At 62.8% G+C, this 24,666-nt stretch carries 22 protein-coding genes and 3 pseudogenes; 9 read left to right on the top strand and 16 right to left on the bottom strand.

Going from position 1 to position 24,666, the window contains the following annotated elements:
• Positions 1-117 precede the first annotated feature (117 nt).
• Positions 118-936 carry a DUF2189 domain-containing protein gene (locus AC0V8S_RS20000; protein ID WP_096446722.1) on the top strand — a complete coding sequence of 273 codons (819 nt, stop codon included), beginning with the start codon at positions 118-120 and terminating at the stop codon, positions 934-936.
• 55 nt (positions 937-991) lie between these two features.
• On the opposite strand, the gene AC0V8S_RS20005 is transcribed toward AC0V8S_RS20000, so the two are convergent.
• The 11 genes and pseudogenes from AC0V8S_RS20005 to AC0V8S_RS20055 all read right to left on the bottom strand — a co-directional run bounded on the left by AC0V8S_RS20005 (position 992) and on the right by AC0V8S_RS20055 (position 10,826).
• Positions 992-1,465, bottom strand: coding sequence for an aminoacyl-tRNA deacylase (locus AC0V8S_RS20005; protein ID WP_183460200.1), 474 nt, complete (start codon positions 1,463-1,465; stop codon positions 992-994).
• A 177-nt stretch (positions 1,466-1,642) separates the two neighbouring features.
• Positions 1,643-2,034, bottom strand: a pseudogene (locus AC0V8S_RS20010) (cytochrome C oxidase subunit IV family protein).
• 9 nt (positions 2,035-2,043) lie between these two features.
• Positions 2,044-2,763 carry a heme-copper oxidase subunit III family protein gene (locus AC0V8S_RS20015; protein WP_475432915.1) on the bottom strand — a complete coding sequence of 240 codons (720 nt, stop codon included), beginning with the start codon at positions 2,761-2,763 and terminating at the stop codon, positions 2,044-2,046.
• A 9-nt stretch (positions 2,764-2,772) separates the two neighbouring features.
• A complete protein-coding gene (locus tag AC0V8S_RS20020) occupies positions 2,773-3,477 on the bottom strand; it encodes a cytochrome c oxidase subunit 3 (protein WP_183460196.1) in 705 nt (234 codons plus the stop codon).
• A complete protein-coding gene (ctaD, locus tag AC0V8S_RS20025; protein ID WP_095199928.1) occupies positions 3,474-5,243 on the bottom strand; it encodes a cytochrome c oxidase subunit I in 1,770 nt (589 codons plus the stop codon). Before ctaD ends, AC0V8S_RS20020 begins: the two co-directional genes overlap by 4 nt.
• Before the next feature lie 21 nt (positions 5,244-5,264).
• Positions 5,265-6,149 carry a cytochrome c oxidase subunit II gene (locus AC0V8S_RS20030; RefSeq protein ID WP_475432916.1) on the bottom strand — a complete coding sequence of 295 codons (885 nt, stop codon included), beginning with the start codon at positions 6,147-6,149 and terminating at the stop codon, positions 5,265-5,267.
• A 222-nt stretch (positions 6,150-6,371) separates the two neighbouring features.
• Positions 6,372-7,544, bottom strand: coding sequence for an NAD(P)/FAD-dependent oxidoreductase (locus tag AC0V8S_RS20035; protein WP_475432917.1), 1,173 nt, complete (start codon positions 7,542-7,544; stop codon positions 6,372-6,374).
• A 56-nt stretch (positions 7,545-7,600) separates the two neighbouring features.
• On the bottom strand, positions 7,601-8,383 hold the full coding sequence (locus AC0V8S_RS20040; protein WP_475432918.1) for an ABC transporter ATP-binding protein: 783 nt from the start codon (positions 8,381-8,383) through the stop codon (positions 7,601-7,603).
• A complete protein-coding gene (locus AC0V8S_RS20045; protein WP_475432919.1) occupies positions 8,380-9,099 on the bottom strand; it encodes an ABC transporter permease in 720 nt (239 codons plus the stop codon). The genes AC0V8S_RS20040 and AC0V8S_RS20045 overlap by 4 nt, the downstream gene beginning before the upstream one ends.
• Positions 9,099-9,812: an ABC transporter permease gene (locus AC0V8S_RS20050; protein WP_475432920.1), complete on the bottom strand. Its 714-nt coding sequence runs from the start codon at positions 9,810-9,812 to the stop codon at positions 9,099-9,101. The genes AC0V8S_RS20045 and AC0V8S_RS20050 overlap by 1 nt, the downstream gene beginning before the upstream one ends.
• A 171-nt stretch (positions 9,813-9,983) precedes the next feature.
• On the bottom strand, positions 9,984-10,826 hold the full coding sequence (locus AC0V8S_RS20055; protein WP_475432921.1) for a transporter substrate-binding domain-containing protein: 843 nt from the start codon (positions 10,824-10,826) through the stop codon (positions 9,984-9,986).
• Between the two features lie 249 nt (positions 10,827-11,075).
• Between AC0V8S_RS20055 and AC0V8S_RS20060 the strand changes: the two genes are divergently transcribed.
• The gene (locus AC0V8S_RS20060; protein WP_475432922.1) at positions 11,076-11,981 is read left to right on the top strand and encodes a LysR substrate-binding domain-containing protein; all 906 of its coding nucleotides are present in this window, start codon (positions 11,076-11,078) and stop codon (positions 11,979-11,981) included.
• Positions 11,982-11,995: 14 nt separating this feature from the next.
• Here AC0V8S_RS20060 and AC0V8S_RS20065 read toward each other — a convergent pair whose 3' ends face one another.
• The gene (locus AC0V8S_RS20065) at positions 11,996-12,676 is read right to left on the bottom strand and encodes a GntR family transcriptional regulator (protein WP_183460182.1); all 681 of its coding nucleotides are present in this window, start codon (positions 12,674-12,676) and stop codon (positions 11,996-11,998) included.
• Between the two features lie 216 nt (positions 12,677-12,892).
• On the opposite strand from AC0V8S_RS20065, the gene AC0V8S_RS20070 reads away from it, so the two are divergent.
• The 7 genes and pseudogenes from AC0V8S_RS20070 (at position 12,893) to AC0V8S_RS20100 (ending at position 21,398) form a co-directional block, all read left to right on the top strand.
• Entirely contained in the window at positions 12,893-14,020 is a 1,128-nt protein-coding gene (locus AC0V8S_RS20070) for a sugar ABC transporter substrate-binding protein (protein WP_475432923.1), read from the top strand.
• A 103-nt stretch (positions 14,021-14,123) separates the two neighbouring features.
• On the top strand, positions 14,124-15,656 hold the full coding sequence (locus tag AC0V8S_RS20075) for a sugar ABC transporter ATP-binding protein (RefSeq protein ID WP_475432924.1): 1,533 nt from the start codon (positions 14,124-14,126) through the stop codon (positions 15,654-15,656).
• A pseudogene (locus tag AC0V8S_RS20080) lies at positions 15,653-17,733 on the top strand (ABC transporter permease). Before AC0V8S_RS20075 ends, AC0V8S_RS20080 begins: the two are co-directional and overlap by 4 nt.
• Before the next feature lie 13 nt (positions 17,734-17,746).
• Positions 17,747-18,553 carry an SDR family oxidoreductase gene (locus AC0V8S_RS20085; RefSeq protein WP_475432925.1) on the top strand — a complete coding sequence of 269 codons (807 nt, stop codon included), beginning with the start codon at positions 17,747-17,749 and terminating at the stop codon, positions 18,551-18,553.
• A 10-nt stretch (positions 18,554-18,563) separates the two neighbouring features.
• Positions 18,564-19,511, top strand: coding sequence for a 3-hydroxyacyl-CoA dehydrogenase (locus AC0V8S_RS20090; protein WP_475432926.1), 948 nt, complete (start codon positions 18,564-18,566; stop codon positions 19,509-19,511).
• The gene (gene kce / locus AC0V8S_RS20095; protein ID WP_475432927.1) at positions 19,508-20,470 is read left to right on the top strand and encodes a 3,5-dioxohexanoate:acetyl-CoA acetone transferase; all 963 of its coding nucleotides are present in this window, start codon (positions 19,508-19,510) and stop codon (positions 20,468-20,470) included. Before AC0V8S_RS20090 ends, kce begins: the two co-directional genes overlap by 4 nt.
• 49 nt (positions 20,471-20,519) lie before the next feature.
• Entirely contained in the window at positions 20,520-21,398 is an 879-nt protein-coding gene (locus AC0V8S_RS20100; protein ID WP_475432928.1) for an SMP-30/gluconolactonase/LRE family protein, read from the top strand.
• 3 nt (positions 21,399-21,401) lie between these two features.
• On the opposite strand, the gene AC0V8S_RS20105 is transcribed toward AC0V8S_RS20100, so the two are convergent.
• The 4 genes and pseudogenes from AC0V8S_RS20105 to AC0V8S_RS20120 all read right to left on the bottom strand — a co-directional run bounded on the left by AC0V8S_RS20105 (position 21,402) and on the right by AC0V8S_RS20120 (position 24,659).
• Entirely contained in the window at positions 21,402-21,839 is a 438-nt protein-coding gene (locus AC0V8S_RS20105; RefSeq protein ID WP_475438662.1) for a M20/M25/M40 family metallo-hydrolase, read from the bottom strand.
• A gap of 101 nt (positions 21,840-21,940) precedes the next feature.
• Positions 21,941-22,720 (bottom strand): annotated as a pseudogene (locus AC0V8S_RS20110) (M20 family metallopeptidase); the annotation flags it as partial.
• On the bottom strand, positions 22,717-23,676 hold the full coding sequence (locus tag AC0V8S_RS20115; RefSeq protein WP_475432929.1) for an ABC transporter permease: 960 nt from the start codon (positions 23,674-23,676) through the stop codon (positions 22,717-22,719). The gene AC0V8S_RS20115 and the pseudogene AC0V8S_RS20110, both read right to left, overlap by 4 nt.
• A complete protein-coding gene (locus tag AC0V8S_RS20120; protein WP_475432930.1) occupies positions 23,673-24,659 on the bottom strand; it encodes an ABC transporter permease in 987 nt (328 codons plus the stop codon). The genes AC0V8S_RS20115 and AC0V8S_RS20120 overlap by 4 nt, the downstream gene beginning before the upstream one ends.
• Positions 24,660-24,666: the final 7 nt, after the last annotated feature.

Consider the following 24,666-nt stretch of genomic DNA (forward strand, 5'->3'; position numbering starts at 1 on the left):
GTCCCGCACAAGAGAGTATGTTAGGGGCAGTGCAGGTCGCGTTTGCGTGGCCAGCCATGCACATCGGTGGCACCGTGAACCCCCCGACCTTGCCGGACCTGATCTGGAGGAACGGTCATGGCGAGCTTTCACGTGATTGCAGGTGCCAGCGAGACGCTGGAGCATATGAGAATTCGAAAGATCGGTGTTTCCGACCTCTTCGACGCACTCAGGCGCGGCGTCGATGATTTCATGGTCAAGCCCTCGCATATTGTCTTTCTCTGCCTGATCTACCCGCTCGTCGGCGTCGTGCTCGCCGCCTGGACATCGGGCGCCAATGCGCTGCCCTTGCTGTTTCCGCTGGTGTCCGGCTTTGCGCTGATCGGCCCGTTCGCGGCGATCGGCCTCTATGAGATCAGCCGCAGGCGGGAGGCCGGGCTCGATACGTCCTGGCGGCACGCTTTCGAGGTCCGGAATTCCCCGGCTTTGCCGGCGATCGCGGCGGTCGGGATCATGCTGTTTGCGATCTTCATCGCGTGGCTCCTGACTGCGCAGATGTTCTACCAATATCTGTTTGGCCCGGCGCCGCCGGAATCGATATCCGGCTTCATCAATCAGATATTCGCCACCGGGCGCGGCTGGACGCTGATCATCCTCGGACACGCCATCGGCTTCGTCTTCGCCGTCGTGGTGTTGTGCACGACGGTGGTTGCTTTCCCGCTGCTGCTCGACCGCGATGTGGGCGCCTACGAGGCCATCCACACCTCGGTGCGGGCGGTTATGGCGAACCCGATCACCATGGCTGTCTGGGGATTGATCGTCGCTGTCGCGCTGATCATCGGCTCCGTGCCGGTGTTCGCGGGACTGGCGGTCGTGCTGCCGATCCTCGGTCACGCCACCTGGCATGTCTACCGCAAGGTCGTAGAGCCGCCGGCCTCCGCCAGACCGGCAAACTGAGCCGTTCCAGCTTTTGTCGCGTCGGCGAGGGCGCGCCGGCGCGACAGGATCAGGTTCAGTAGGCAGCGTGGCTGAAGCGGGCCTGGCGTGCATCCCTGGTCAGGTTGCGGAAGTCCTTGCCGCTTACATGCACCAGCGTCCGGTGGTCGCCGCCCTCGAAATAGATGTCGGCGGCGTTGCCGAGGCTTTCATCGAGGATCACCGGCACATCGTAGGCCGCGCCGATCGGTGGGACGGCGCCGATGTCGCAATCGCCGAAGAGGGAAACCACCTCATCTTCGGAGGCGAGGCCGAGGCGTCTGTCCATGAGGTCCTGCAACCTGCCGAGCTCGATCCTGTGCGTGCTCGGAACCACGGCCAGCGCATAGCCGAGTTCGTGGTGAACGACCACTGACTTGGCCATGATGCTGCCGGGCACATGTGCGGCTATTGCCGACTGCCTGCTGGTGGATGTGCGATGGTGCGGGACGGTGTCGTAGGAAATTCCCTTGCCGTCGATAAATTCCCTAAGTCTGTTTGCGATGGTCATTTTTGGCGTCCCTCTTGCTTGAGTTTGCGACGCATGCGGAAACGAGGGCAATTCGTTCCTCCTGTCGTTTCCGGTACCAGGAGAAATGCACCAGCGGCCGCTTGTTTCAAGGCCGCCGACTAGCAAGCGGCGCGGGCTTTCCGGCTGCGGTTGTCGCCGGCCGGCCCGGAGTGCGGGTCAGGGGCCAGCGCCGAAAAACGTCATCCGGGTCAAAAGCGTGTAATCGGCCTCGAAGAGCATCATCGCCACGAACACAAGCACCAGTATCGGCGGCAGGATGATCGCATAGGCGAGCGCCAGCCGTTCCCAGGCCATATGCATGAAGACAGCGACAATCAGCCCAGCCTTGAGGATCATGAAGATCAGGATCAGCGACCATCTGAGATAGCCGTGCAGGCCGAATAATCGACCAGATAGGAGCAGGTGCTGAGGATGAACAGCCACGCCCAGACCACCAGATAGAGCTTGATCGGGTGTTCCTGGTGAACTTCGGCATGGGCGGCCGCCACCGGCGCATCATGTGCGTGAAGTGCGTGTTGCCCGAGGCCGTTTGCGGTTGCTTCAGCCATATCTGCCTCTCACCAAAGATAGAAGAAAGCGAAGATGAACACCCAGACCAGATCGACGAAATGCCAGTAGAGCCCCATGATCTCGACGTTCTCGTAACGGCCCTTGCGGCTGGTGAAGAAGCCGGGCCGCCCGGTGTCATAATCTCCGCGCCAGACTTTGCGCGCCACGATGATCAGGAAGATCACCCCGATCGTCACATGCGTGCCGTGGAAGCCGGTGATCATGAAGAAGCATGAACCGAACTGCGCCGCGCCCCAGGGGTTGCCCCAGGGCCGTACCCCTTCGGTGATCAGCTTGGTCCATTCGAAGGCTTGCATGCCGACGAAGGTCGCGCCCAACGCAGCCGTCAGAAGCATCAGGATCGCGGTTTTGCGGCGGTCGCGGCGATAGCCGAAATTCACCGCCATCGCCATGGTTCCGCTGCTCGAGATCAGCACGAAGGTCATGATGGCGATCAGGATCAGGGGGATTTCCTGGCCGCCGATGCGCAGCGCGAAGACCTCGCTCGGGTTTGGCCACGGCACGCGCGTGGAGATGCGCGCGGTCATATAGGAGAGTAGGAAGCAGCCGAAGATGAAGGTGTCGCTGAGCAGGAAAATCCACATCATGGCCTTGCCCCAGGACACGTTCTTGAACGCGCGCTGGTCGGAGGCCCAGTCGGCGGCAATGCCATGCCAGCCAGCTGGTCTTGGCCTCATTTGGCCGGTGTGCGTCACTGTCTCAGCCATCCCTATCTCCTAGGTCAGCAGTTGCCGGCAAATATCGATGAACGTCGCAGCCCAGCCGGCCAAAAGGGCGAAGATGGCCAGCCAGACGAAGAGCAGGAAATGCCAGTACATGGCGCAGAGTTCGACGCTTAGGCGCAGCCGCTGCGGCCGCACTCCGTTCCAGGCGCCGGCGGTCGTCCTGCCGAGACCGATCAGACCGCCCAGTATGTGCAGGCCATGCATGCCGGTGATCAGGTAGAAAAAGCTGTTGGCGGGATTGGCGCTGAGCAGGTAGCCGTCTTCGGTCAGTTGCTGCCACGCCACAAGTTGTCCGACCAGGAAGGCGATCGCGGTCAACCCGGCCGTGGCAAGGCCGAGCCGGACGTTGTCGATCTGGCCTTTGCGCGCGGCAAATACGGCGCATTGCAACGCGACGCTGCTCAGCACCAGCACGCCGGTGTTCAGCCAGAGCAGGCGCGGCAACGGCAGCGGCTGCCAGTCCGACACTGCCATCCGCATGAAATAAGCGCTGGTGAAGAGCGCGAACAGGCAGCCGACGACGGCGAGGAAAACGCCGAGGCCGATCTTGGCGGTGGGCAGCGCCGACCGGTCGAAGCCGACAATGTCGCTGGCCAGACCTTGTTCGAGCCATGGCTTCGCTGTCAGCCGCTGGTGCGAAAGCCACCAGCCGGCAAAGCCGGCGATCACGAGCAAGAAGACCAGGATGACACTCATGCCGGCTCCCTGGAGGGGGCGAAGGCGCCCGGCACGTTCTGCGGGATGAAGTCCTCCTTGGCACCCGGCACGCTGTAGTCGTAGGCCCAGCGGTAGACGATCGGCAGGTCCTTGCCGAAATTGCCATGCGCCGGTGGTGTTTGCGGCGTCTGCCATTCCAGCGTCGTGGCCCGCCACGGGTTGCCGCCGGCCTCGCGGCCATGGCGGATGCTCCAGATCAGGTTGAACAGGAAGACCATCTGGGCGAAGCCGACGATGAAGGCCATGATGCTGATGAACGAGTTCAGGTGATGGGCCGACTCCGTCATTATGGTCATGTCGGTCAGTTCGGCATAACGCCGCGGCACGCCCATCAGGCCGAGATAATGCATGGGGAAGAAAATCAGGTAGGCGCCGAGGAAGGTGACCCAGAAATGGAACCGGCCGAGCGTCTCGTCGAGCATGCGGCCGGTGACCTTCGGGTACCAATGGTATATCGCGCCGAACACCACGATAATCGGGGCGACACCCATGACCATATGGAAATGGGCGACGACGAACATTGTGTCGGACAGCGGAACATCGACGACGACGTTGCCGAGAAACAACCCGGTCAGCCCGCCATTGACGAAGGTGACGATGAAGGCCAGCGCGAACAGCATCGGAATGGTGAGATGGATGTCGCCGCGCCATAGGGTCAGCACCCAATTGTATACCTTGATGGCGGTCGGAACGGCGATGATCAATGTCGTGGTGGCGAAGAAGAAGCCGAAATAGGGGTTCATGCCGCTGACATACATGTGGTGCGCCCAGACCACGAAGCTCAGCGCGCCAATGCCGACGATGGCCCAGACCATCATCCGGTAGCCGAAGATGTTCTTGCGCGCATGGGTGCTGATCAGATCGGATACGATGCCGAAGGCCGGCAGCGCCACGATGTAGACTTCGGGATGGCCGAAGAACCAGAACAGATGCTGGAACAGGATCGGGCTGCCGCCATTGTGCGGCAGTTGCTCGCCCATCTCGGAGATCGCCGGCATGAAGAAGGAGGTGCCGAGCGTGCGGTCAAGCAGCATCATCACGCAGGCGACGAACAGTGCCGGGAAGGCGAGCAGCGCCATGACGGTCGCGGTGAAGATGCCCCAGACCGTCAGCGGCAGGCGCATCATCGTCATGCCGCGCGTGCGGCCCTGCAGCACCGTCACGACATAGTTCAGGCCACCCATGGTGAAGCCGATGATGAACAGGATCAGCGAGGAGAGCATCAGGATGATGCCCCAGTCCTGGCCGCCTGGCGTGCCGCTCATGATGGCTTGCGGCGGGTAAAGCGTCCAGCCGGCACCTGTCGGTCCGCCCGGCGCGAAGAAGCTCGACACCAGAACCAGGACGGCTAGCAGGTAGATCCAGTAGCTCAGCATGTTAACATAGGGAAAGACCATGTCGCGCGCGCCGACCATCAGCGGGATGAGATAGTTGCCGAAGCCGCCGAGGAAGAGCGCGGTGAGCAGATAGATCACCATGATCATGCCGTGCATGGTGATGAACTGGTAGTAGGCCTCCGGGGTGATGAAGTCGAACGTTCCGGGAAAACCGAGCTGCAGCCGCATCAGCCAGGACAGCACCAGCGCCACAAGGCCGATGGACGTTGCCGTCGCCGAATACTGGATGGCGATGACCTTGGCGTCTTGCGAGAAGACGTATTTCGTCCACCAACTGTGCGGATGGTAGAGTTCCATCTCGCCCACTTCGGCGGGCGGAACGGCATCTGCGGGTGTTACGTCGACCATAGGAACACCTCCGTGTTCTTTTCAGCGAGACCCGACCGTTTCGAGCTGTGCTGCAACCTTCAAACCCGACGGCATCGTCCTGCCCGGCGTCTGGTCTGCCGAGCCTGTTTTCTGGGGCGCCGACAGTTGCGCGAAAGTCTGCTGCTGGCCGAGCCAGGCTAGGTAGTCCTGTTCGGTGTCGACCATGACCACGCCGTGCATCAGGGGATGGCCCTGGCCACACAGTTCGGCGCACAGGACCTGGAAGCTTCCGGTCCTGGTCGGGGTGAACCAGAAATAGGTGACCGAACCCGGGATCATGTCCATCTTGGCGCGGAATTCCGGTATGTAGAAATCGTGCAGCACGTCGATCGAGCGCAGCAGCACCTTGACCGGCTTGCCGACCGGCAGATGCAGATCCGCCGCTTCGACCACGACATCGTCCTGGCCGTTGGGATCGCCGGGGATAACACCGAGCGGGTTTTCAGATGATACGTCGCGGGTGTCCGACGTGCCGAGCTTGCCGTCCTTGCCGGGCAAGCGGAAGCTCCACTGCCATTGCTGGCCGATGACCTCGATCTCGGTGGCGTCGCTCGGAACGTTGACGAAGCGGCTCCAGACGAACAGGCCAGGAACCAGCAAGGAGGTGACACCGACCGCGGTGACGATCGTCAGCCACGATTCCAGCCGCTTGTTCTCCGGTTCGTAGGCGGCGCGGTTGCCTTCCTTGTGCCGGAAGCGGAAAACACAATAGGCCATGAAGAGAACGACGGCGGCGAAGACGACGCCGGTGATCCAGAACGTGATGATGATGGTGTGGTCGATATAGTCCCAGTTCGAGGCAATCGGCGTCCACCACCATGGGCTCAGGAAGTGGAACAGCACCGAGCCCACGACGATCAAAACGAGTACAAGCGCAATGGCCATGTCCCGTTCCTCCGGATATTTCGCGGCGCGCGAAGCAGGCCTGCGAAATACCAAGCCGCATCATGCTCGATTTTCGGTTGAAATTCCAGAGCCGACTATTTGATGTGCAAAACGTTGCTTTTCGCCGGCCGGAGCCCTGACGTCGATTTTGGCACGACGGTACTTCGAGGTCGACGGGTCTCGAACAGGGTGGCGTCCAATAGGACAATTGGAAGAGACGCCCTAGTTGGAACGCGGCGCCTGAAATCGTTTTCCCGAAAAGACCTCGAGCGCTTGCGGCTTTTCACCGCTGACGATCCACTCGGTAAGGTATTTGGCGAAGCCAAGGGCGATGGCGAAGCCATGGCCGGTCCAGGCGAACCCATAGATGGTGTTGTGCAAGGCAGCAGGCGTGTCGACGATCGGGATACCGTCAATCGCACAACTCTCGACGCGGGAAGCATCGACCTTCAGGAAGGCGGACTCATCGATGAAGGGCAAGGTCGCGATGGCATCGGTCAGGCCGAGAGCTGTTGCGCTGAGCGACCCCTTCCAATGGCCCTCCGGCGTATAGGCAACGCTCTGGCCGCCTGAAAGCATCAATGTCCCATCCAGGAGCTGCTTCACCGACAGTTTGCGGTGGGCATGTCCGAGAAGATGATTGATCTTTTTGCCGTGCGGGTTGGTGACGAACATCATCTGCGGCATCAGGGTGATGACGGGCATGATTTCCTGCGGCTGGAGAACCGGTTTCAGCAGCGGCAGCACGCCATTGTTGGCAAGGAGAACGAGTTTGTCGCCAACCGGCACAACTTCGCCGCTCGCCAGCTTGACCCCGGTTGCCCTCCCTTTGTCGTGGAGGATTTCGGTGACGCGCGTGCCGGTGCGCAGGGCCGCTCCAGCCTTGCGCGCCTGTTCGGCGAAGGCCCGCGTGGCGAAGGTGTGATCGCACACACCGTCGTGCGGGCAGTAGATCGAACCGATCAGATCCCCCGACAGCTTCGGCTCACGTTCCAGCGTTTCGTCTCGGTCAAGAAGCTCGGAGGGAACGCCAAGTGCGTTCTGTGTCATGGCCATGGCTTCCATGGTGCCGCGCACTTCATGCTCGTGAGCGCCACGCGGGATATTGAAGAGATGAAGGCCGCCGATCCGGCGGTAGCCAACGCCGCCTTCGAACTGTTCCTGATATCTCGCCCAGAGCGGAAAGCTGACCGTTGCCATTTGCAGTTCGCGCAAGTCGCGGCCGTTTGCCCGCACGCCCCGTTCGCCGGAGCCGCCCGATGCGCCGGCCGCGATGTCGTCGGCCTCGAGCAGCGTGACGGTCCTGCCGGCCTGCGCCAGTTCATAGGCGAGGCTCGCACCGTAGATGCCGCCTCCGACGATCACGATTTCAGACGCGGCGGCCTGTGTGGTCATGCTGTCAGTTCCTTCTCGGATATTTTCGTGTGTATCGCATGCGTGGGAAAGTTGGCTTACTTCAAGCCGCCGCCGCCGGACAAAAATTGCCGGAAGCAGTCGGATCGGCCGGCGGTGAACATGTCGTGCGGAGAGCCTTCCGCCTCGACCGCGCCCTTGTGCAGGAACACGACCTTGCTGGAGACGTCCCTGGCGAAGCCCATTTCGTGGGTGACAACCAGCATCGTCCTGCCTTCCTCGGCGAGCGCGCGCATGACACGCAGCACCTCGCCGACAAGCTCCGGGTCGAGCGCGGAGGTCGGCTCGTCGAAAAGCATGACCTTCGGGTGCTGGGCCAGTGCCCGGGCGATGGCAACCCGCTGCTGCTGGCCGCCGGACAGATGGGAGGGGTAGTGATTGCGCTTCTCGGCAATGCCGACCTTTTCCAGCAACGCTTCAGCCTCCTCCACACAATCGGCGCGCGAACGCTTCTGGACGTGGATCGGGGCCTCGATCAGGTTTTCCAGGATCGTCATATGCGACCAGAGATTAAAGTTCTGAAACACCATGCCGATGCTTGCGCGCATGCGCTGCAACTGATGCCTATCGGCAGGCCGCGTCCTGCCACCCGCCTGTATCAACTGGATGCTCTCTCCGCCGACCTCGATCCGCCCGCTATCGGGCGTTTCAAGCATGTTGATACAGCGCAGCATGGTCGACTTGCCGGAACCGGAGGAGCCGAGGATGGAGATGACATCGCCTTCCATCGCCTCGAGTGAGATGCCTTTCAGCACCTCGAAAGCGCCGAAACTCTTGCGAAGCTCTGTCAGGCGCACGGCCGGCTTAAGCTGGTCAGTCATAGGGTTGCTCCTTGCCTGGGTGCCGCAGCTGGAGGCGGCCTCAGCTCGGCGCTCAGCGCGTATTCGGCCCACTGAACGAGCCGCGTGACGGTAAAATTGAGGAAGAGATAGATCGCGGCCGCGACGATCAGGATTTCGATGGCACGAAAGGATTCGGAAATGAGCTGCGCTGCCAGACCAGTCACCTCCATCAGGGTGATGATGGAGGCCAACGCCGTCGATTTTATCATCAGGATGAATTCGTTGCCGTATCCCGGCAAGGCATGGCGCAAGGCAAGCGGGAAGACAATGCGGCAGTGGAGGGTGAAGCTCGACATGCCGCAGGCCCGCGCGGCCTCGATCTGGCCTGATGGAACCGACAGCAATGCACCGCGAACGATCTCGCAGGAATAGGCGGCGGTGTTCAAGGTCAAGGCGATGAGCGCGCACCAATAGGGTTCGCGCAGGAGAGGCCAGAGAAAACTGGTCCGCACCGCATGGAACTGGCCAAGCCCGTGATAGATCAGGAAAATCTGCACCAGCAGCGGCGTGGAGCGGAAGATGAAGACGTAGAAGGACGCGGACCAGGCCAGGAGCCGCAGGCCGGATAGCCGCGCCAGGGCGAGCATAACAGCCAGAACGGCACCCAGCCCGACGGAGGATACTGCGAGTTGCAATGTCAGCGGCACTCCCGTCAGAAGCTTCAGCAGTGTCCCGTAGAGGAACGGAAGATCCATCAGGTCCGCCTCGTGCCGAGTGCGAGCCGCCCTTCGGCCTGCCGCAGAAGCCATGTCGAGAACGACGAAATGGCCAGATACAGAACGGCGGCGGCGAAGAAGAATGTGAATGGCTGGCCGGTCGATCCGGCGCCGATCTGCGCCTGGCGCAGGATTTCCACGAGCCCGGTGACCGAGACCAGTGCGGATTCCTTGAGCACCAGCTGCCACACATTGCCGAGACCTGGTAGGGCATGCCGCAGCACCAGCGGCGCGATGATGCGGCGAAACATCGTCAGGCGGGACATGCCGGCGGCGATCGCCGCCTCGATCTCTCCAGGCGAAACCGCGCGATAGGCGCCGCGCATGATCTCGGCCTGATAGGCGCCGGACACCAGCCCAATCGCCAGCGCACCGGCCATGAAGCCCGGCAGGCTGACGAAACCCGAAATGCCGAACAGGCCGGCCAGCGGTGTCAGGACCGCGCTTGAACCGAAGTAGAAGAGATAGATGACGAGAATGTCGGGTATGCCGCGAAGCACGGTGGTGTAGGCATCGGCGATCAAGCGTGGAAGAACGCCGCCTTTGATCTTTGCCCACGCGCCGAAGCTTCCCACCAGGAGGCCGAAGGCGTAGCCGGTCGATGCCACGGCAAGCGTCATCATCGCGGCTTGAAGCAGTGCCGCTCCCCAGCCGGCTTCGCCAAATCCCAGAACGAAATCGGAGGCTGTCATTGCGGTGGCTCGTCGCGCAGGGCGCAGCAGCGTGGGGCAGGGGTCATTGGCGGTTGGCATCCCTGAGACGAGTGTCATGGGGAATGCGAAGGCGACCCGGCGCGCCGGGTCACTCATCGCGTCAAGAGGCGACAATCGCGAAAAGACGCGAAGCGCTCGCGCTCGTTCGTTTCAATTCTTCACAGAGATATCGACGCCGAACCATTTTTCCGTCAGCGCCTTGTTGAAACCGTCGGCGTTGACCGCATGGATGGCGGTATTGAACTTGTCCTTCAAAGCGGTGTCGCTCTTGCGCAAGGCCACGCTTGTCCCGCTGGCCAGGAGAAAAGTTGGTCCCACGAGTTCCGCCTCAGCCATGTCAGGCTTTTTCAGCGCCTCGGCGAGAACCGTGATGTTGGCCATTGTGAGATCTATGCGACCCGCCAGAAGATCGAGATTGGCCTCATCCTGCGTCTTGTAGGATCTGACCGTGACCGCGTCCTTCAGATACTCGTCGACAAATTTGCCTGCCGTCGTCGATCCCTGGATGCCGAGGACTTTTCCCTTGAGTGCTGCGTCGAGCTTTTCGACAATGTCCTTTGATCCGGAGGCCTTGTCGCGGAGATCGAATTTGTCATGCCAGGGCAGGGCCTGCGCCAAGCCGCTGCCCTTCAATGCCAGGAAAGCGTTGGGCGCGGTCGAGTATGGATCCGAAAACGCGGCCACTTTCTCCCTTTCGGGCGTTACGCCCATGGAGGCGATGATCGCATCGAATTTTCCGGCGTTCAGCGCCGGTAGCATCCCATCCCAGTTCTGCGCGACGACTTCGCATTGCGCCTGCATGCGCTTGCACAATTCCTTGGCAAGATCGATCTCATAACCGGCAAGCGTGCCGTCCGGGAGCGTATAGTTCCACGGCGCATAGGCGCCTTCGGTTGCGATGCGGATGTGGAGCGCGTCCTGCGCCGACGCCTCACCATTTGAGTAAAGGCCAGCCAGCGATACAGCCGCTGCCAGGATGATATTTCTGATCATGCGAAGCTCCCACTCTTGTTTTTGAAACGCCCGCAGCCTCGCCGCCGACGATAGGAAAAACCGATATCCTCACACGGGGCAGGCGAGGCATCGATCTTTTCCGCTGTTGGCGAGTGCCTATCCAGGACTCACTGGAGCGGGTTAGTCGCTCGACTAGAAAGGAAAGTTCCGACGTATTCCAATATGAAATGTTGTGCGGAATATAGCTTTTTCCTATAGATTTTGCCTCACTCGAGCCGGAGATCGCTGATGAACTACAAGCAGCTTGAAGCATTTCGAGCCGTCATGGAGGCAGGAACGGTCACCGGCGCGAGCGAGGTTCTGCATATCGCCCAGCCTTCGGTCAGCGCGCATATCTCGAACCTGGAACATGCGTTGAAAATCCCGCTCTTCATTCGTCGGGCGGGACGTCTGGTTCCGACGGCGGAAGCCATGCTTCTCAATGAAGAGGTCGGGCGGATCGTCAAGGGAATGGCGAGGATACGGCGCCTGGCTGGAGACATCGGGCAGTTGGAAGCCGGGCGGCTTATGATCGGTGTCTATCCGGCGCTTGCCAGCATCGTCTTGCCGCGTTTCCTGAAGTCGTTTGCTGGTCTCCACCCGAAGGCGCGCATGGGCATCTTTCCGGCGGCTTCGCTGCGGATCACGGAATTGACGGCAAACAAGGAGATCGACCTCGGTCTCATTCAGATGCCGGTGGTCGATCCCGCCATCGCCTGCGATCTGATTTTCCAGACGGAATGCGTGTGTGTGGCGCCGCTCGACCATGCATTCGCCAATGACAGCGTGATTTTCGCGCCCCAGCTGGAAAGGCAGGAATTCATTGCGCTCGGCCGCGAGGACCGCACGCGACAGGACATAGAGCGTATCCTGGATCATGCCGGCGTTGCCGTCGACCATCGTTTCGAAACACCTTTCGCCGATACCGCATGCGCGCTGGTCGCGCAGGGCCTCGGCGTGTCGATCGTCGACCCGTTCTCGGCGACTCGATGGGCCGGCAAGTTGACGATACGTCCCTTCAGTCCCGGTCTTCTCTGCGACATCTACATGGTCAGAAACAGGGCTCAGGTCTCGTCCATGCTGCAACAGGCGTTCGAGCGGGAATTCCGAACCGCACTCGAGGAGAATGTTAGCGGAGGCGCACGCTTATTCTAGCCGGCTTCCAAATCCTATTTCAGCAGGTCGACCAGGACGTCGAAGGCAGCGTCGATATCGGCACGAATCGCCTGGCGGACGGCTTCGGCGTCGCGGTTGCGTAGCGCCGCATACATCGCCTGATGGTGCTCGTTGGCGGTCGAATAGTTTCCGGAGTCGTGCAGCATGTTGAAATAGGGGCTGATCTGCAGCCACAAATTCTCGATGATGTTGAGGATGTTTTCCGAGCCTGCCGCCCGGTAGATGGAGAAGTGAAAGGCGTAGTTGGCTCTGAGATAGGATTTGACGTCTCCCGCCGCATTGGCCTGTTCTAGGGCAGCCAGGTGCTGGCCAAGCTGCGCGATGCCTTGGTCGTCGATGCGTTCGGCCGCCCAGGCGGCAGCGATCGCCTCGATTTCGAAGCGGACATTCCGGAGATCGACCAGGCGCGCGCGGCTGAGTGCCGGGATGCCGATCGAGCGGCCTGAAACAACCATCAAGGCGTTGGCCGCCGTCAGCCGCCGCAACGCCTCCCGGACCGGCATCGGGCTGACTCCGAAGGCGTCGGCGAGACTTTGCACCGTCACCATCTCGCCAGGCACGATGCTGCCGTCGAGGATCAATTCGGTGACATGGCGATAGACCCTGTCCTGCAGGGTCTCCCTGGACAGGGGCACGATCTCGACACCAGGCTTCCTGAACGCCGCTCCGGCCATTTCCCAATCTTTCCGCGCAAAGGCCGCGCCACGACCCGTTCCCGGAATGCAGGGTTCCGGCTGTCGCGTCAAGCGTCCGCGCCTGTCGCTTTGCCGTCAAGTTATTTTATCATTGATCTTTGATCAAATGCTGATACGGTCGCCGACATCGAATGACAAGGGCCACGTCTCGTGCCCTTGGGAGGCATTCGGTCGTTCGTTTCGGGAGGAATTCACATGGGTATCGGATTGAAAGTCCGGCGGCTCGCGCTGCTGGCCGGCATGGCCGTATGCGCCTTTGGCATGTCGGCCGCCGAGGCAGCCGAAAAGCACAAGATCTTTCTCAGCATGAGCTACATCGGCAATGACTGGCAGGCTGAGGCGGCAAACATGGTCAAGGCCATGGCCGCTCACAAGAGCCTTGCCGACAAGGTCGACCTGCAGGTCCAGGTCGCCGGACCCAACGCACAACGCCAGATCCAGCAGATCAACGCCATGGTGCAGAGCGGCGCCGAGGCGATCGTCGTCTATCCGATCTCGCCGACCGCGCTCAATCAGGTCGTCAAGAACGCCTGCGACAAGGGCGTGAAGGTCTTTGCCTATGACGCAGAGATCACCGAGCCTTGTGCGTACAACGTCCACATTGACCAGCTGGAAGCGGGCAGGGTAACCGCCGAATGGCTGGTGAAGAAGCTCAATGGCAAGGGCAACATTATCGCCATCACCGGTGTTCCCGGAACATCGGTCGACGATCAACGGACAAAGGCCGCCAAGGAGGTCTTTGCCAAGTATCCCGACATCAAGATTGTCGGCGAGGCTGTCGGCATGTGGAGCCAGGCGGTCGCCCGCACCGAGCTTTCCAAGATCCTGGCCACGCGCAACTGGAACGACATCAACGGTCTGTGGATGCAGGTCGGCTGCTTCACCGCAAACTCGATGCAACTCGAAGCCGGCAAGAAGGCCAGCGAACTCTTGCCTTGCGCCGGCGAGGGCTCCAATGGCGGCCGCATCCAGATGCTGCCTGAGGGCACCGACGTCGAAGGTGCGGCTCCGCCCTATGCGCCGGCGGGCGCACAACGCATTTCCTATGCCTCGCCACCTTATTCCGGCGCGCTGGCGCTGAAACTTGCCGTCGAGGCGATCGAGGGCAAGGATGTGCCGAAGACCACGATCCTGCCGCTGCCGCTCGTCACCAACGAGACGATCAAGCTGTGCGATGAAGGCACCTGGGCGGAGATGAAGGCCGGCTGCAACGTCTTCAAGCCGTCGCTGGTGTCCAATCCCGGCTGGTTCGCCTCGATCTTTTCCGACCAGACGCCCGAGATCGGCCTCAACGCCGCGCTCGTCGGACAGCCGGAGAACTGAGCCTCCCAAGGCAGATCCTGACGATGCACGGATGTCTTGTCCGTGCATCGTCGATCCGCGCCAATGCATGGCGTCCAAAAGTGCGCAGCCTGCGATCGAGGATATGACAGAACATTCCACGCTCCCCGCTATCGAGATTGACGGTATCAGCAAGGCGTTCGGCGCGACCGTCGCACTGGACGGCGTGTCGTTCCGCATCGCGCCCGGCAGCGTCCATGCGCTGCTGGGTGAGAATGGAGCCGGCAAGTCGACGCTGGTGAAACTGCTGTCGGGGCTGGTGCGGCCGAGTGCCGGTCATATCAGGGTCTTCGGCAAGGAGATCGGCTATGGCGCGCCGCGCACGGCCCATGCGCTGGGCGTGCAGACGGCGTTCCAGGAGATGACCCTGGTGCGCGATCTCTCCGTCCTCGACAACATGCTGTTGCCCTACGCTCCCGTCGGCGTCTCCGGCCTGATCCGCCGCGGTGCTGCCCGCAAGGCGGTCCGCCGCCACATCGACGAGCTCGGTTTTTCCGTCGATCTCGACGCGGAGGTCAGCGAACTCGAGCTTTCCGTGCGGCAGAAGATCGAGATCGCGCGCGCCGTCTACCGCAAGCCGCGCATCCTGCTGCTCGACGAGCCGACCTCGACGCTCGCCGGTCGCGATGTCGACTGGCTGGGCGACATCATCGCCAGGCTGAAGGCGGCGGGCACCACTATCGTCTTCATCACTCATCGCATGCGCGAGGTGCGCGCCTTTTGCGACACGCTGACGATCCTGAGGAACGGCCGCCACATCGTCACCGCGCCGGTCGCCGATGTTTCGGATGCCGACGTCATCGAAAAGATCATCGGCCGCAGCATCGAACAGACCTTCCCGCCCAAGCCCGACGGCGCCCAGGCTTTCGGCCCGCCGGTTCTTGGCGTGCGCGATCTCAAGGTCGGGCGCAAGCTTGACGGCGCGCGCTTCGACCTGCGCCAGGGCGAGATACTCGGCATTGCCGGACTGCAAGGCATGGGCCAGCAGGACCTGTTCCTGGCCTGCTTCGGCATGGCTGAAATCACCCGTGGCGACGTGCTTGTCGACGGCCGCAAGGTCTGGCTTGGCTCGCCTGCGGATGCGTTGCGGCCGAATATGGCCATCGGCCTCGTGCCGGAAGACCGCAAATCCGAAGGCCTGTTCCTGAAACTGTCGGGCAGCCAGAACGCCACTTTGCCCGTGGTGTCGCGCTTCACACGCTTCGGCCTTGTCGATGCCGCGGCCGAGATCCGCTCCGTCGAGGAGGCGTTTGCCACTGTAGAGGTCGACCGCCGCGCGCTGTGGACGCGGGCCGGGGCGTTTTCCGGCGGCAATCAGCAGAAGATCGCCATCGCCAAATGGCTGGTGGCGCAGAGCCGCATCCTGCTTCTGTTCGATCCCACGCGCGGCATCGATGTCGGCACCAAGCATGAGCTCTATGTGATGATGCGAAACTACGTCGCCGCCGGCGGCTCGATCCTGCTGCACTCGACCGAGATTCCCGAACTGGTCCACCAATGCGACCGGGTCCTGGTGCTCTATGACGGGCGCATCGCGGCCGAGCTCGAAGGTGACGCCATCACCGAGCCCGCCATCATGCGGCCGGCGCTTGGCCATGCCGGGGACGAAGCCGCATGAGCAGCGCCGCAATTTCCTCGCCTGTTTCCACTGGCTTCGGCCTGCGCCGTGCGCTGGTGCGCCATCGCGGCGCGCTGATCGCCGCTATCGTTCTTGCGACCCTGCTTTTCATCGTCGACTGGATCAGTGCCGGGCCGCTGACCTATTTCGACGTGTCGTTCCTGTCCAGCGGTGGCGCGACCTCGGCGCTGGCGGCAATCGGCCAGACCATCGTCATCCTGTCGGGCGGCTTCGACCTGTCCGCCGGTGCGGTGATCTCGCTGGTCAATGTCGTGCTGGCATCGAGCATGGATCCGATGGCGCCAGGCGCCAGCATCCTTTTGTGGACGGCCATCGGCATCGGCGTTGGCATGGCGGTAGGCGCCTTCAACGGCTTCTTCATCGCGGTGCTGCGCATGCAGCCGATCGTGGTGACGCTGTCCACCATGTTCATCCTGCAAGGCGTCACGCTGCTGGTGATGGACAAGCCCGGGGGCTTCGTGTCGCCCGATCTCGGCACGTTCTATCTGGGCGACGCGATCAGCGGCTGGCTGCCAATGCCGCTGGTGGTGATCGGCGTGGTCCTGCTCGCCTGGTTCTGGCTGAAGGGAACCCGTTTCGGCACGGCACTCTATGCCGTCGGCAGCGACCCGGATTCGGCCGCTGCCGTCGGCATCAATGTCGTGCTGGTGCGCTTTGCCGTCTATGTCATTGCCGGCGGCTGCTACGGCCTTGCCGGCGTGTTCATCAGCGCGCAGACCGGCAGCGGCGACCCGCTGGTCGGCAATCCGTTGCTTCTGTCGATGTTTGCGGCGGTCGTCGTTGGCGGCACGCGCCTTGGCGGCGGGCAGGGTGGTCCGGTGGGCACCGTCTTCGGCGCCTATATCCTGATGATGGTGGTGAACATCCTGCTGGTGCTCAATGTGTCGGCCTACTATTCGACCATCGCGGAAGGCACCATTCTGGTGCTGGCGGCCCTTGCCGGATCCTTGTCTCATGCATCGGTGCTTGCCGTGCAGTTGCGTGCGGCCCGCGCCCGGATCGCCGCCCGGCGCGCCGGAATCTTGCCCTCGCAGCTCGAGCCGATCGACCGGCGGCTGAAGATCGCCGGACCGTCGAATGGCCCACGCGGTCCGGCATCGCCGCGCCCGGCTTTCCGCCTGCGCAATGCCGAGACGCTGCGCTATGCGCTGCCCGCCTATGTCTGCCTGCTCGTCATCGTCATCGTAACCCAGGTCTGGCTCGGCCGCGCCATCCTCAATCCGGGTACTGGAATTCATTGCTCGTGCTGTCGTCCTTCCTCGCCGTGCTGGCGCTGGGGCAGGGGACGGTCATCCTGACCGGCGGCCTCGATCTTTCCGTGCCGTGGACGATCGGTATTTCCGGCATCATCCTGGCCGGCATGGTCAATGGCTCCGATGCTGCGCTGCTCTACGCCTTGCCGGTCGTGCTGATGATGGCCTGCGCCATCGGCTTCGCCAATGGCTTCGGCATCGCTTATCTCGGCATCTCGCCGATCGTCATGACGCTCGCCACCAACGGTATCCTGCAGGGTTTCGCGCTGATCTATTCGCAGGGAACGCCGGCCGGGTTTTCCTCGCCGATGCTGCGCTGGTTCATGACGGCCAAGCTCGGTTTCGCGACGCCGATCGTCCTGTTGATGATCATCTTTGTCGTCGGCGCGGTGCTGCTGCTTGGACGCACGCCGTTCGGGCGCCGGGTCTACGGTATCGGCAACGGGCTGCGCGTGGCGCGGCTGTCGGGCGTCGGCGTCGAGCGCACGCTGATCCTGGTCTACATGCTATCAGCCGTCTGTGCCGCCGTTGTCGGCATCATGCTGACTGGCTTCTCCGGCCAGGCCAGTCTTGGCATGGGCGACGATTATCTCTTGCCGTCGATTGCGGTCGTGGTGGTCGGCGGCGCGCTGATCACCGGTGGGCGCGGCCATTATCTCGGCATGCTCGGCGGCGTGCTGCTCTTGACGGCGCTGCAGATGCTGCTGGCCGGCACCACGCTGCCCTACGCCACCAGGGCAATTCTTTACGGGCTGGTCGTTCTCGGCGCCGTCATGGCGCTGCGCGAACGGCGGCTGCAATGAAAAGGACAGGACGATGAGCACCAAGGCACCCGCATCGGCGGACGAATTTCTGGCCGGGCTGAAGGGACAGCGCGTGCTGGTGACGGCAGGCGCCGGCGGTATCGGTTTCGCCGTTGCCGATACGCTGTCGCGACTCGGCGCGCGCATCGTCGTCTGCGACATCTCCGACGAGGCGCTGGCCGCGGCTCCGGGCAAGATCGACCTGGTCGCGGCGGTCAAGGCGGACGTCTCGCGCGATGAGGACGTCGATCGGCTGTTCGAGACGGTCAAGGAAAAACTCGGCGGGCTGGACGCGCTGATCAACAATGCCGGCATTGCCGGGCCGACCGGCGGTGTCGACGAGATCGAGCCGGACGACTGGCGCCGCTGCATCGACATCTGTCTGACCGGCCAGTTCCTGTGCGCGCGCCGCGCCGTGCCGCTGATCAAGGCGGCGGGTGGGGGCTCGATCGTATCGATGTCGTCGGCCGCCGGCCGCCATGGCTACGCGTTCCGCACGCCCTATTCGGCGGCCAAGTTCGGCGTCATCGGTTTCACCCAGAGCCTCGCCAAGGAACTTGGGCCGCACGGCATCAGGGTCAACGCCATCCTGCCCGGCATCATCGAGGGACCGCGCATCGAGGGCGTCATCGCGGCTCGCGCCAAGCAGGTCGGCATCAGCCACGAGGAGATGACCGGGCGCTACCTGCAGAACATCTCGCTGCGCCGCATGACCAGTCCTTATGATGTCGCCTCGATGGTCGCGTTCCTGCTGTCCGACGCGGGCATCAACATTTCGGGCCAGTCGCTCGGCGTCGACGGCAACGTCGAAACACTGTGAGGACCAATCCATGGCCAATGTCGCGATTGTCGGAAGCGGGTTCATCGGTCGGGCCTGGGCGATCAGCTTCGCCCGCGCCGGCCATGCTGTGCGCATGTGGGACCAGTCGCCTGCTGCGACGGGGGGCGCGCGCGACTACATAGAAGGTGTGCTCGGCGACCTTGCCGCGAACGACCTGCTGCGCGGGCAGTCGGTCGACACCGTGCTTGGCCGTATCACCATCGTTGCCGAGCTGGCGGAAGCGCTGGCCGATGCAGCGCATGTCCAGGAGAACACACCTGAAAACCTCGATGTGAAGCGGGAGGTGTTCTCGCTGATCGACAGGCTTGCCGGGCCGCAAACGGTCATCGCCAGTTCCACATCGGCGCTGTTGCCGTCGAAATTCACCGACCATCTGCAAGGGCGGCACCGCTGCCTGGTCGTGCATCCGATCAACCCACCCTATCTCATTCCGGCTGCCGAGGTTGTGCCGGCGCCGTGGACGTCCGCCGAGACGCTGGAAAGGACTCGCGCCTTCCTCATCGATGCCGGCCATGCGCCGTTGGTGATGAAGCGCGAGCTTGACGGATTCATCATGAACCGCCTGCAAGGCGCCTTGCTGGAGGAAGCTTTCCGGCTTGTCGCGGACGGCTACGCCAGTGTCGAGGATGTCGATATCGGCATCCGCGACGGCTTGGCGCTGCGCTGGTCGTTCATGGGACCGTTCGAGACCATCGACCTCAACGCGCCCGGCGGCGTGCGCGATTATGTCGATCGCTACCAGGGCATCTATTCCAACATTTTTCCGCAGATGCTGCGCCGGGTCGACTGGGCGGGCGAGGTCATGACAACCGTCGAGGCCGAACGCAGCAGGCGCTTGCCCAGGGAGAGCCTGGGTGAGCGGCAGGTGTGGCGGGATCGCCGGCTGATGGCGCTGGCGGCGCACAAGAAGAAATCGGATCAGGAGTTCGGACAATGAAAGAAACCAGCCGCAAATCAGGCGCATCGGCGGTCAAGGGCAAGGTCATCATCACCTGCGCGGTGACGGGGGCGATCCATACGCCGACCATGTCGCCCTATCTGCCGATTACGCCCGATCAGATCGCCTCGGAGGCGATCGCGGCGGCGCAGGCCGGTGCCGCGATCCTGCATCTGCATGCCCGCGATCCGGAAACCGGCAAGCCTGACCAGACGCCGGAGGCCTTTGCCCGCTTCCTGCCGCGCGTCAAGCAAGGCACCAATGCCGCCATCAACATCACCACCGGCGGCAGCCCTTACATGAAGGTCGAGGAGCGCGTGCGCCCGGCCGCCCAGTTCAAGCCGGAAGTGGCCTCGCTCAACATGGGCTCGATCAATTTCGGGCTCTATCACCTCGCCGACAAATACGAGACCTTCAAGTTCGACTGGGAAAAGCCGCATCTGGAGGCGACGCGTGACCTCGTTTTCCGCAACTCGTTCAAGGACATCGAGTACATTCTGGCGACTTGCTACGACAATGGCACGCGCTTCGAGTTCGAGTGCTACGACATTGCGCATCTCTACAACCTCGCCCATTTCGCCGATCGCGGGCTGGTGAAGCCGCCGTTCTTCGTGCAGTCGGTGTTCGGCCTGCTCGGCGGCATCGGCACCCATCCCGAAGACGTCGCCCATATGAAGCGCACCGCCGACCGGCTGTTCGGCGACCAGTTCCGCTGGTCGGTGCTCGGCGCCGGCGCCAGCCAGCTGCGCATTGCCGCGCAATCGGCCGCACTCGGCGGCAACATCCGGGTCGGGCTGGAGGACAGCCTGTGGGCCGGCAAGGGCAAGCTTGCCAAGTCGAACGCCGAACAGGTCTTGCTGGCGCGTAAGATCATCGAAGGGCTTGGCATGGAGGTGGCGACGCCCGACGAGGCGCGCGAAATCCTGTCGCTGAAGGGTGGCGACAAGGTCGCTTTCTGACGCGACCGGAACAAGCGCTGCGCGGTCACCAAATACACAGGAGGATGGCATGAAGATCGAAGTCGTGGTGGACGTGAAGACGACGCTGGGCGAAGGCCCGCTCTGGGACGTCGAACAGGAGCGCCTGTACTGGATCGACAGTTTCGACGGGCGCGTGTTCCGCGCCACCGCCGACGGGCGCGAGATCCGCTCCTGGGACGTGCCGATGAAGATCGGCTCGATGGCGCTGCGCAAGGACGGCAGCGGCGCGGTCGTCTCGCTGCAGCGCGGCTTCCATCTGCTCGATTTCGCCACCGGCGAGGTGACGCTGATCCATGATCCGGAGCCCGACAGGCCGATGAACCGGCTCAATGACGGCAAGGTCGACCGGCGCGGCCGCTTCTTCGCCGGCTCGATGGATACGATGGAGGAGGGACCTTCAGGCGGGCTCTACCGGCTCGATCCGGATTTCTCCGTTACCAGGATCGATTCCGGCATCATCTGCTCCAACGGTCCCTGCTGGAGCCCTGACGACCGCACCTTCTATTTCGCCGACACCTGGACCGGCGAGATCTGGGCCTACGACTACGACATCGCCACCGGTGCCGCCACCAACCGCCGCACCTTCGTGCGCGTCGACACCAGCAAGGGCGGTGCTGCGGATGGCTCGACCGTCGATGCCGACGGGTACCTGTGGAATGCGCTGGTCTATGACGGCCGCCTGGTGCGCTATGCGCCGGACGGTACCGTCGATCGCATCATCGACATGCCGGTGAAGAAGATCACCAGCGTGATGTTCGGCGGGCCAAAACTCGACACGCTCTATGTCACCTCGATGGCCAAACCACCGCTGCCGCGCTTTCCCGGCGACGGCGTCCTGCGCGGCAGCCTGTTCGCCATATCAGGCCTCGGCGTGACCGGCGTTCCGGAGCCGCGATTTGGCGGCTGAGGGTTAGCGGCACCATTTCTCCACCGCGATCGCAATCGCCTTTGTGCAATCGACGAGATCGCGCACCGAGACGCGTTCATTGGGCTGATGCGCCTGCGCCGGATCGCCGGGACCGAAATTGACGGTCGGCGTGTTGCCAAGGCCGGTCGGCAGGCCGATGTCGCTGTGCGCGCCGAAACCGCTGAGGGTCGGTGACAGATCGGCTTCCTCGACCGCCTGCTGAAAGACGCCGACGAACGGATTGTCCGACGGGATCTCGGCGCAATCGGCGTCGAGGATCCACTCGATGCGCGCCGGATGCTTTCGCAGATAGGGGTCCGCCTGGCAGACATTGGCGATGTGCTCTTCGATTTCGCGCTTGACGTTGCCGCCCAGCCTGAACTCGTCATGCTCGCTCGGCAGGTATTGCGCGTCAATGATGATCTCGCCGCGTCCTGCCATGGAGGAGGGTGTTCGCCGGCATTGATCTGGGTGACGATGATCTGGTTAGGCAGGTCCATCAGCGGATGGTTTTTCCGGGGATCGAACATCCAGCGCCGGTTGAGAATGTCGATGCCGTCGAGGATTTGCCGGCAAAGCTGGATGGCATCGACCGGGCCGCTGGAATACCAGGCATTCGGCGTGAGTTCGGCATGGCCGCCTATGCCGTCGATGATGATCTTGCCCCACAATATGCCGTGGCAGAGCGGCGCTATTTTGTTGGCCGTCGGTTCGGTCATGATGCCGGCATCGGCGTGAAAGCCGCGATCGACCATGGCGAGCGAGCCCATGCCGCCGATCTCCTCGTCGACAACCGTGGTGAACACGATATCGCCGGACAGGGGAATGTCGAGCTCCTTCAGGATTTCGACGGCCATCAGCATGCAGGCGACGCCGCCTTTCATGTCGACCGTGCCGCGGCCGTGCAGAAATCCATCCTTGAGGACGGGCTGGAACGGGTCGGTCGTCCAATGGCTGGCGGCGCCGGGTGGGACGACGTCGATATGGCCGGTGAGCATGATGGAGCGTCCGCCGCCTGCACCCTTCAGGACGCCACCGAGATTGGGGCGGCCGTCGAAGGTTCGGCCCTTGTTGGCGCCGGCACGGCCCTTGTATTTTTCATAGAGCGCCGGCCCGTCCGGATCCCAGAGATCGGTGGAGAAGCCGAGCGCTTCGATGCGTTTTTGCAGATAGAGCTGGCAGTCACGCTCGCCCGGCCCGGCCTCCTTGGGATTGGATTTCACGATCGAGGGGAAGGCGACGAGATCGCTCAGCGTTTCGACGATGCGGTCGGCGGCTGCCTCGACGCGCGCGGCGATGATCTCTTCTTTGGACGGCATCATGATCTCCAACGTTGGGAAAGTCGGTCGGCGAGAAGGACGAAAACCAGAAGGGCGCCGACAATCCCCACCTGCCAAACCGTGTTGATGTTCAATTGCAGAAGGCCGGTCTTCAGCGTGACCAGAAGCAGGACGGCCGCGAAGACGCCGCCGACGCCACCGCGCCCGCCGGTGATGACGATGCCCCCCAACATGGCGGCGGTCAGCGATTCGAGTTCGAGGTTCTGGCCGATATTCGGCCTGCCGCTGCCGAGCCAGGCCAGCGAAACCAGACCTGCGGCGCCGGCGAGCGCGCCGCTCAAGCAATAGAGAATGAAGCGCACGCGATCGACTGGAATGCCGACCAGCTTGGCCGAGCGTTCATTGAAGCCCATGGCGTAGATCCAGCGCCCCCAGGCCGTCGAGATCAGCACCAGGCCGGCCAGGACGAAGCAGGGGATGGCAAGTGTGAGAAAGGGCATGGGAATGCCCATGACGACGCCACGCCCCCAGACAAGCAGCCATGTGGGCACACCTGCCTGGGCGGCGCCGCCGGTAACGGCAAGTGCCGCGCCGGAATAGACGAAGAATGTGCCGAGCGTCGCAATGAAGGGGAGAAGCGCCAGCCCGTTGACAAGCCACCCATTCAACGCACCGAGCAGCGCCCCGGCCAGGATGCAGACGGCCGGCAGCAGGATAGGCGGCAAGCCCAGCTTGAGGCAAAGCATGGCAAGGATGGCCGAAAGCGAGACCGCGCCGCCGACCGACAGGTCGATGCCGGCGCCGCCGGCCAGGATGACCAGCGCTTGGCCAAGACCGACCAGGGCCAGGATCGTCGAGAACTGAAGAACGGTGGTGACGGTGCCGAGATTGAAAACCGAAGGCCTGAGCGCCAGCAGGCCGACAATCACGATCAGCCAGAGCGCGCAGAGCAAGGCCAAGGTGAGGGCTGGGCCCTGCAGATTGCGGAGCGTCTTCATGCGCGGGCCCGCTGTATCAGGCCAAGCGGCAAGCGGTTGGAGACGGCCTCGAAGCCGAGCACGCCGATGATGAGAACGCCGGTAACGACAGGCTGCCAGAGCGAGGGGACGCCGATCAGCAGCAATCCGTTCTGGAGTATGCGCAGCAGAAGCACGCCGAGCACGGTGCCGATCAGGCTGCATTTGCCGCCCAATATGCTGGTGCCGCCGAGAATGACCGCGGCAATGGCATCGAGCGCCAGCGTGCCGCCGATCGTCATTTCGACATTGCGGTAGGTGGCGACATAGAAAGTGGCGGCAATGCCGGTCAGAAGGCCGCTGATGAGGAAGGTCATGAAGCGGGTCTTGATGACCGGGATGCCCGACAGCCGCGCCTTTTCCTCCGAATTGCCGATCGCCAGCAGATGCAGCCCATAAGGCGTTCGCCGCAACGCCAGCCAGACGATGAGATAGGCAATGGCGATCACCAGGGCAGGCACGGGGACACCGAGTACGGTCGTTGCAAGAACATTGGTGAGGCTCGAGGGCAGGCCGGAAAGCCATTGCCCGCCGAGCAGGACGAAGACGGCGGTGCGGTAGACGCCGAGCAGGCCGAGCGTTCCGACGATGGCCGGAACGCGGCCCAGCACCACGACGGTTGCCGTCACGCATCCAAGCAAGGCCCCGACCAGCGGGCCGACAATGATCGCCAGCGCCGGATTGCCATCGGCACCAAGCACGCGGCCGATGGCGATGGCCGCGAGCCCCATGACGATGCCGATCGACACATCGATGCCGCCCATAGCCAGAAGCAAGGTCATGCCAAGGCCGATCAGCAGCAGTTCGACGCTGTTGCGCAGCACCGTCGCTGCATTGCCCGAGGTGGCGTAGTGGGGCGATGCGACAGAAAAGATGACGATCGCCAGCAAACAGGCGACAAGCAGAGACCACTCTCGTCCGTTCATGGCGAAGAGACCATTTGCAGACTGTCGCACCGCGTTCATGTCAGGC

The organism is Mesorhizobium oxytropidicola (genome assembly GCF_056174625.1).

Coding starts and splice junctions, on each gene's coding strand:
- AC0V8S_RS20000 (WP_096446722.1), top strand. CDS start 118: ATGGCGAGCTTTCACGTGATTGCAGGTGCCAGCGAGACGCTGGAGCAT.
- AC0V8S_RS20005 (WP_183460200.1), bottom strand. CDS start 1,465: ATGACCATCGCAAACAGACTTAGGGAATTTATCGACGGCAAGGGAATT.
- AC0V8S_RS20015 (WP_475432915.1), bottom strand. CDS start 2,763: ATGGCTGAGACAGTGACGCACACCGGCCAAATGAGGCCAAGACCAGCT.
- AC0V8S_RS20020 (WP_183460196.1), bottom strand. CDS start 3,477: ATGAGTGTCATCCTGGTCTTCTTGCTCGTGATCGCCGGCTTTGCCGGC.
- ctaD (WP_095199928.1), bottom strand. CDS start 5,243: ATGGTCGACGTAACACCCGCAGATGCCGTTCCGCCCGCCGAAGTGGGC.
- AC0V8S_RS20030 (WP_475432916.1), bottom strand. CDS start 6,149: ATGGCCATTGCGCTTGTACTCGTTTTGATCGTCGTGGGCTCGGTGCTG.
- AC0V8S_RS20035 (WP_475432917.1), bottom strand. CDS start 7,544: ATGACCACACAGGCCGCCGCGTCTGAAATCGTGATCGTCGGAGGCGGC.
- AC0V8S_RS20040 (WP_475432918.1), bottom strand. CDS start 8,383: ATGACTGACCAGCTTAAGCCGGCCGTGCGCCTGACAGAGCTTCGCAAG.
- AC0V8S_RS20045 (WP_475432919.1), bottom strand. CDS start 9,099: ATGGATCTTCCGTTCCTCTACGGGACACTGCTGAAGCTTCTGACGGGA.
- AC0V8S_RS20050 (WP_475432920.1), bottom strand. CDS start 9,812: ATGACAGCCTCCGATTTCGTTCTGGGATTTGGCGAAGCCGGCTGGGGA.
- AC0V8S_RS20055 (WP_475432921.1), bottom strand. CDS start 10,826: ATGATCAGAAATATCATCCTGGCAGCGGCTGTATCGCTGGCTGGCCTT.
- AC0V8S_RS20060 (WP_475432922.1), top strand. CDS start 11,076: ATGAACTACAAGCAGCTTGAAGCATTTCGAGCCGTCATGGAGGCAGGA.
- AC0V8S_RS20065 (WP_183460182.1), bottom strand. CDS start 12,676: ATGGCCGGAGCGGCGTTCAGGAAGCCTGGTGTCGAGATCGTGCCCCTG.
- AC0V8S_RS20070 (WP_475432923.1), top strand. CDS start 12,893: ATGGGTATCGGATTGAAAGTCCGGCGGCTCGCGCTGCTGGCCGGCATG.
- AC0V8S_RS20075 (WP_475432924.1), top strand. CDS start 14,124: ATGACAGAACATTCCACGCTCCCCGCTATCGAGATTGACGGTATCAGC.
- AC0V8S_RS20085 (WP_475432925.1), top strand. CDS start 17,747: ATGAGCACCAAGGCACCCGCATCGGCGGACGAATTTCTGGCCGGGCTG.
- AC0V8S_RS20090 (WP_475432926.1), top strand. CDS start 18,564: ATGGCCAATGTCGCGATTGTCGGAAGCGGGTTCATCGGTCGGGCCTGG.
- kce (WP_475432927.1), top strand. CDS start 19,508: ATGAAAGAAACCAGCCGCAAATCAGGCGCATCGGCGGTCAAGGGCAAG.
- AC0V8S_RS20100 (WP_475432928.1), top strand. CDS start 20,520: ATGAAGATCGAAGTCGTGGTGGACGTGAAGACGACGCTGGGCGAAGGC.
- AC0V8S_RS20105 (WP_475438662.1), bottom strand. CDS start 21,839: ATGGCAGGACGCGGCGAGATCATCATTGACGCGCAATACCTGCCGAGC.
- AC0V8S_RS20115 (WP_475432929.1), bottom strand. CDS start 23,676: ATGAAGACGCTCCGCAATCTGCAGGGCCCAGCCCTCACCTTGGCCTTG.
- AC0V8S_RS20120 (WP_475432930.1), bottom strand. CDS start 24,659: ATGAACGCGGTGCGACAGTCTGCAAATGGTCTCTTCGCCATGAACGGA.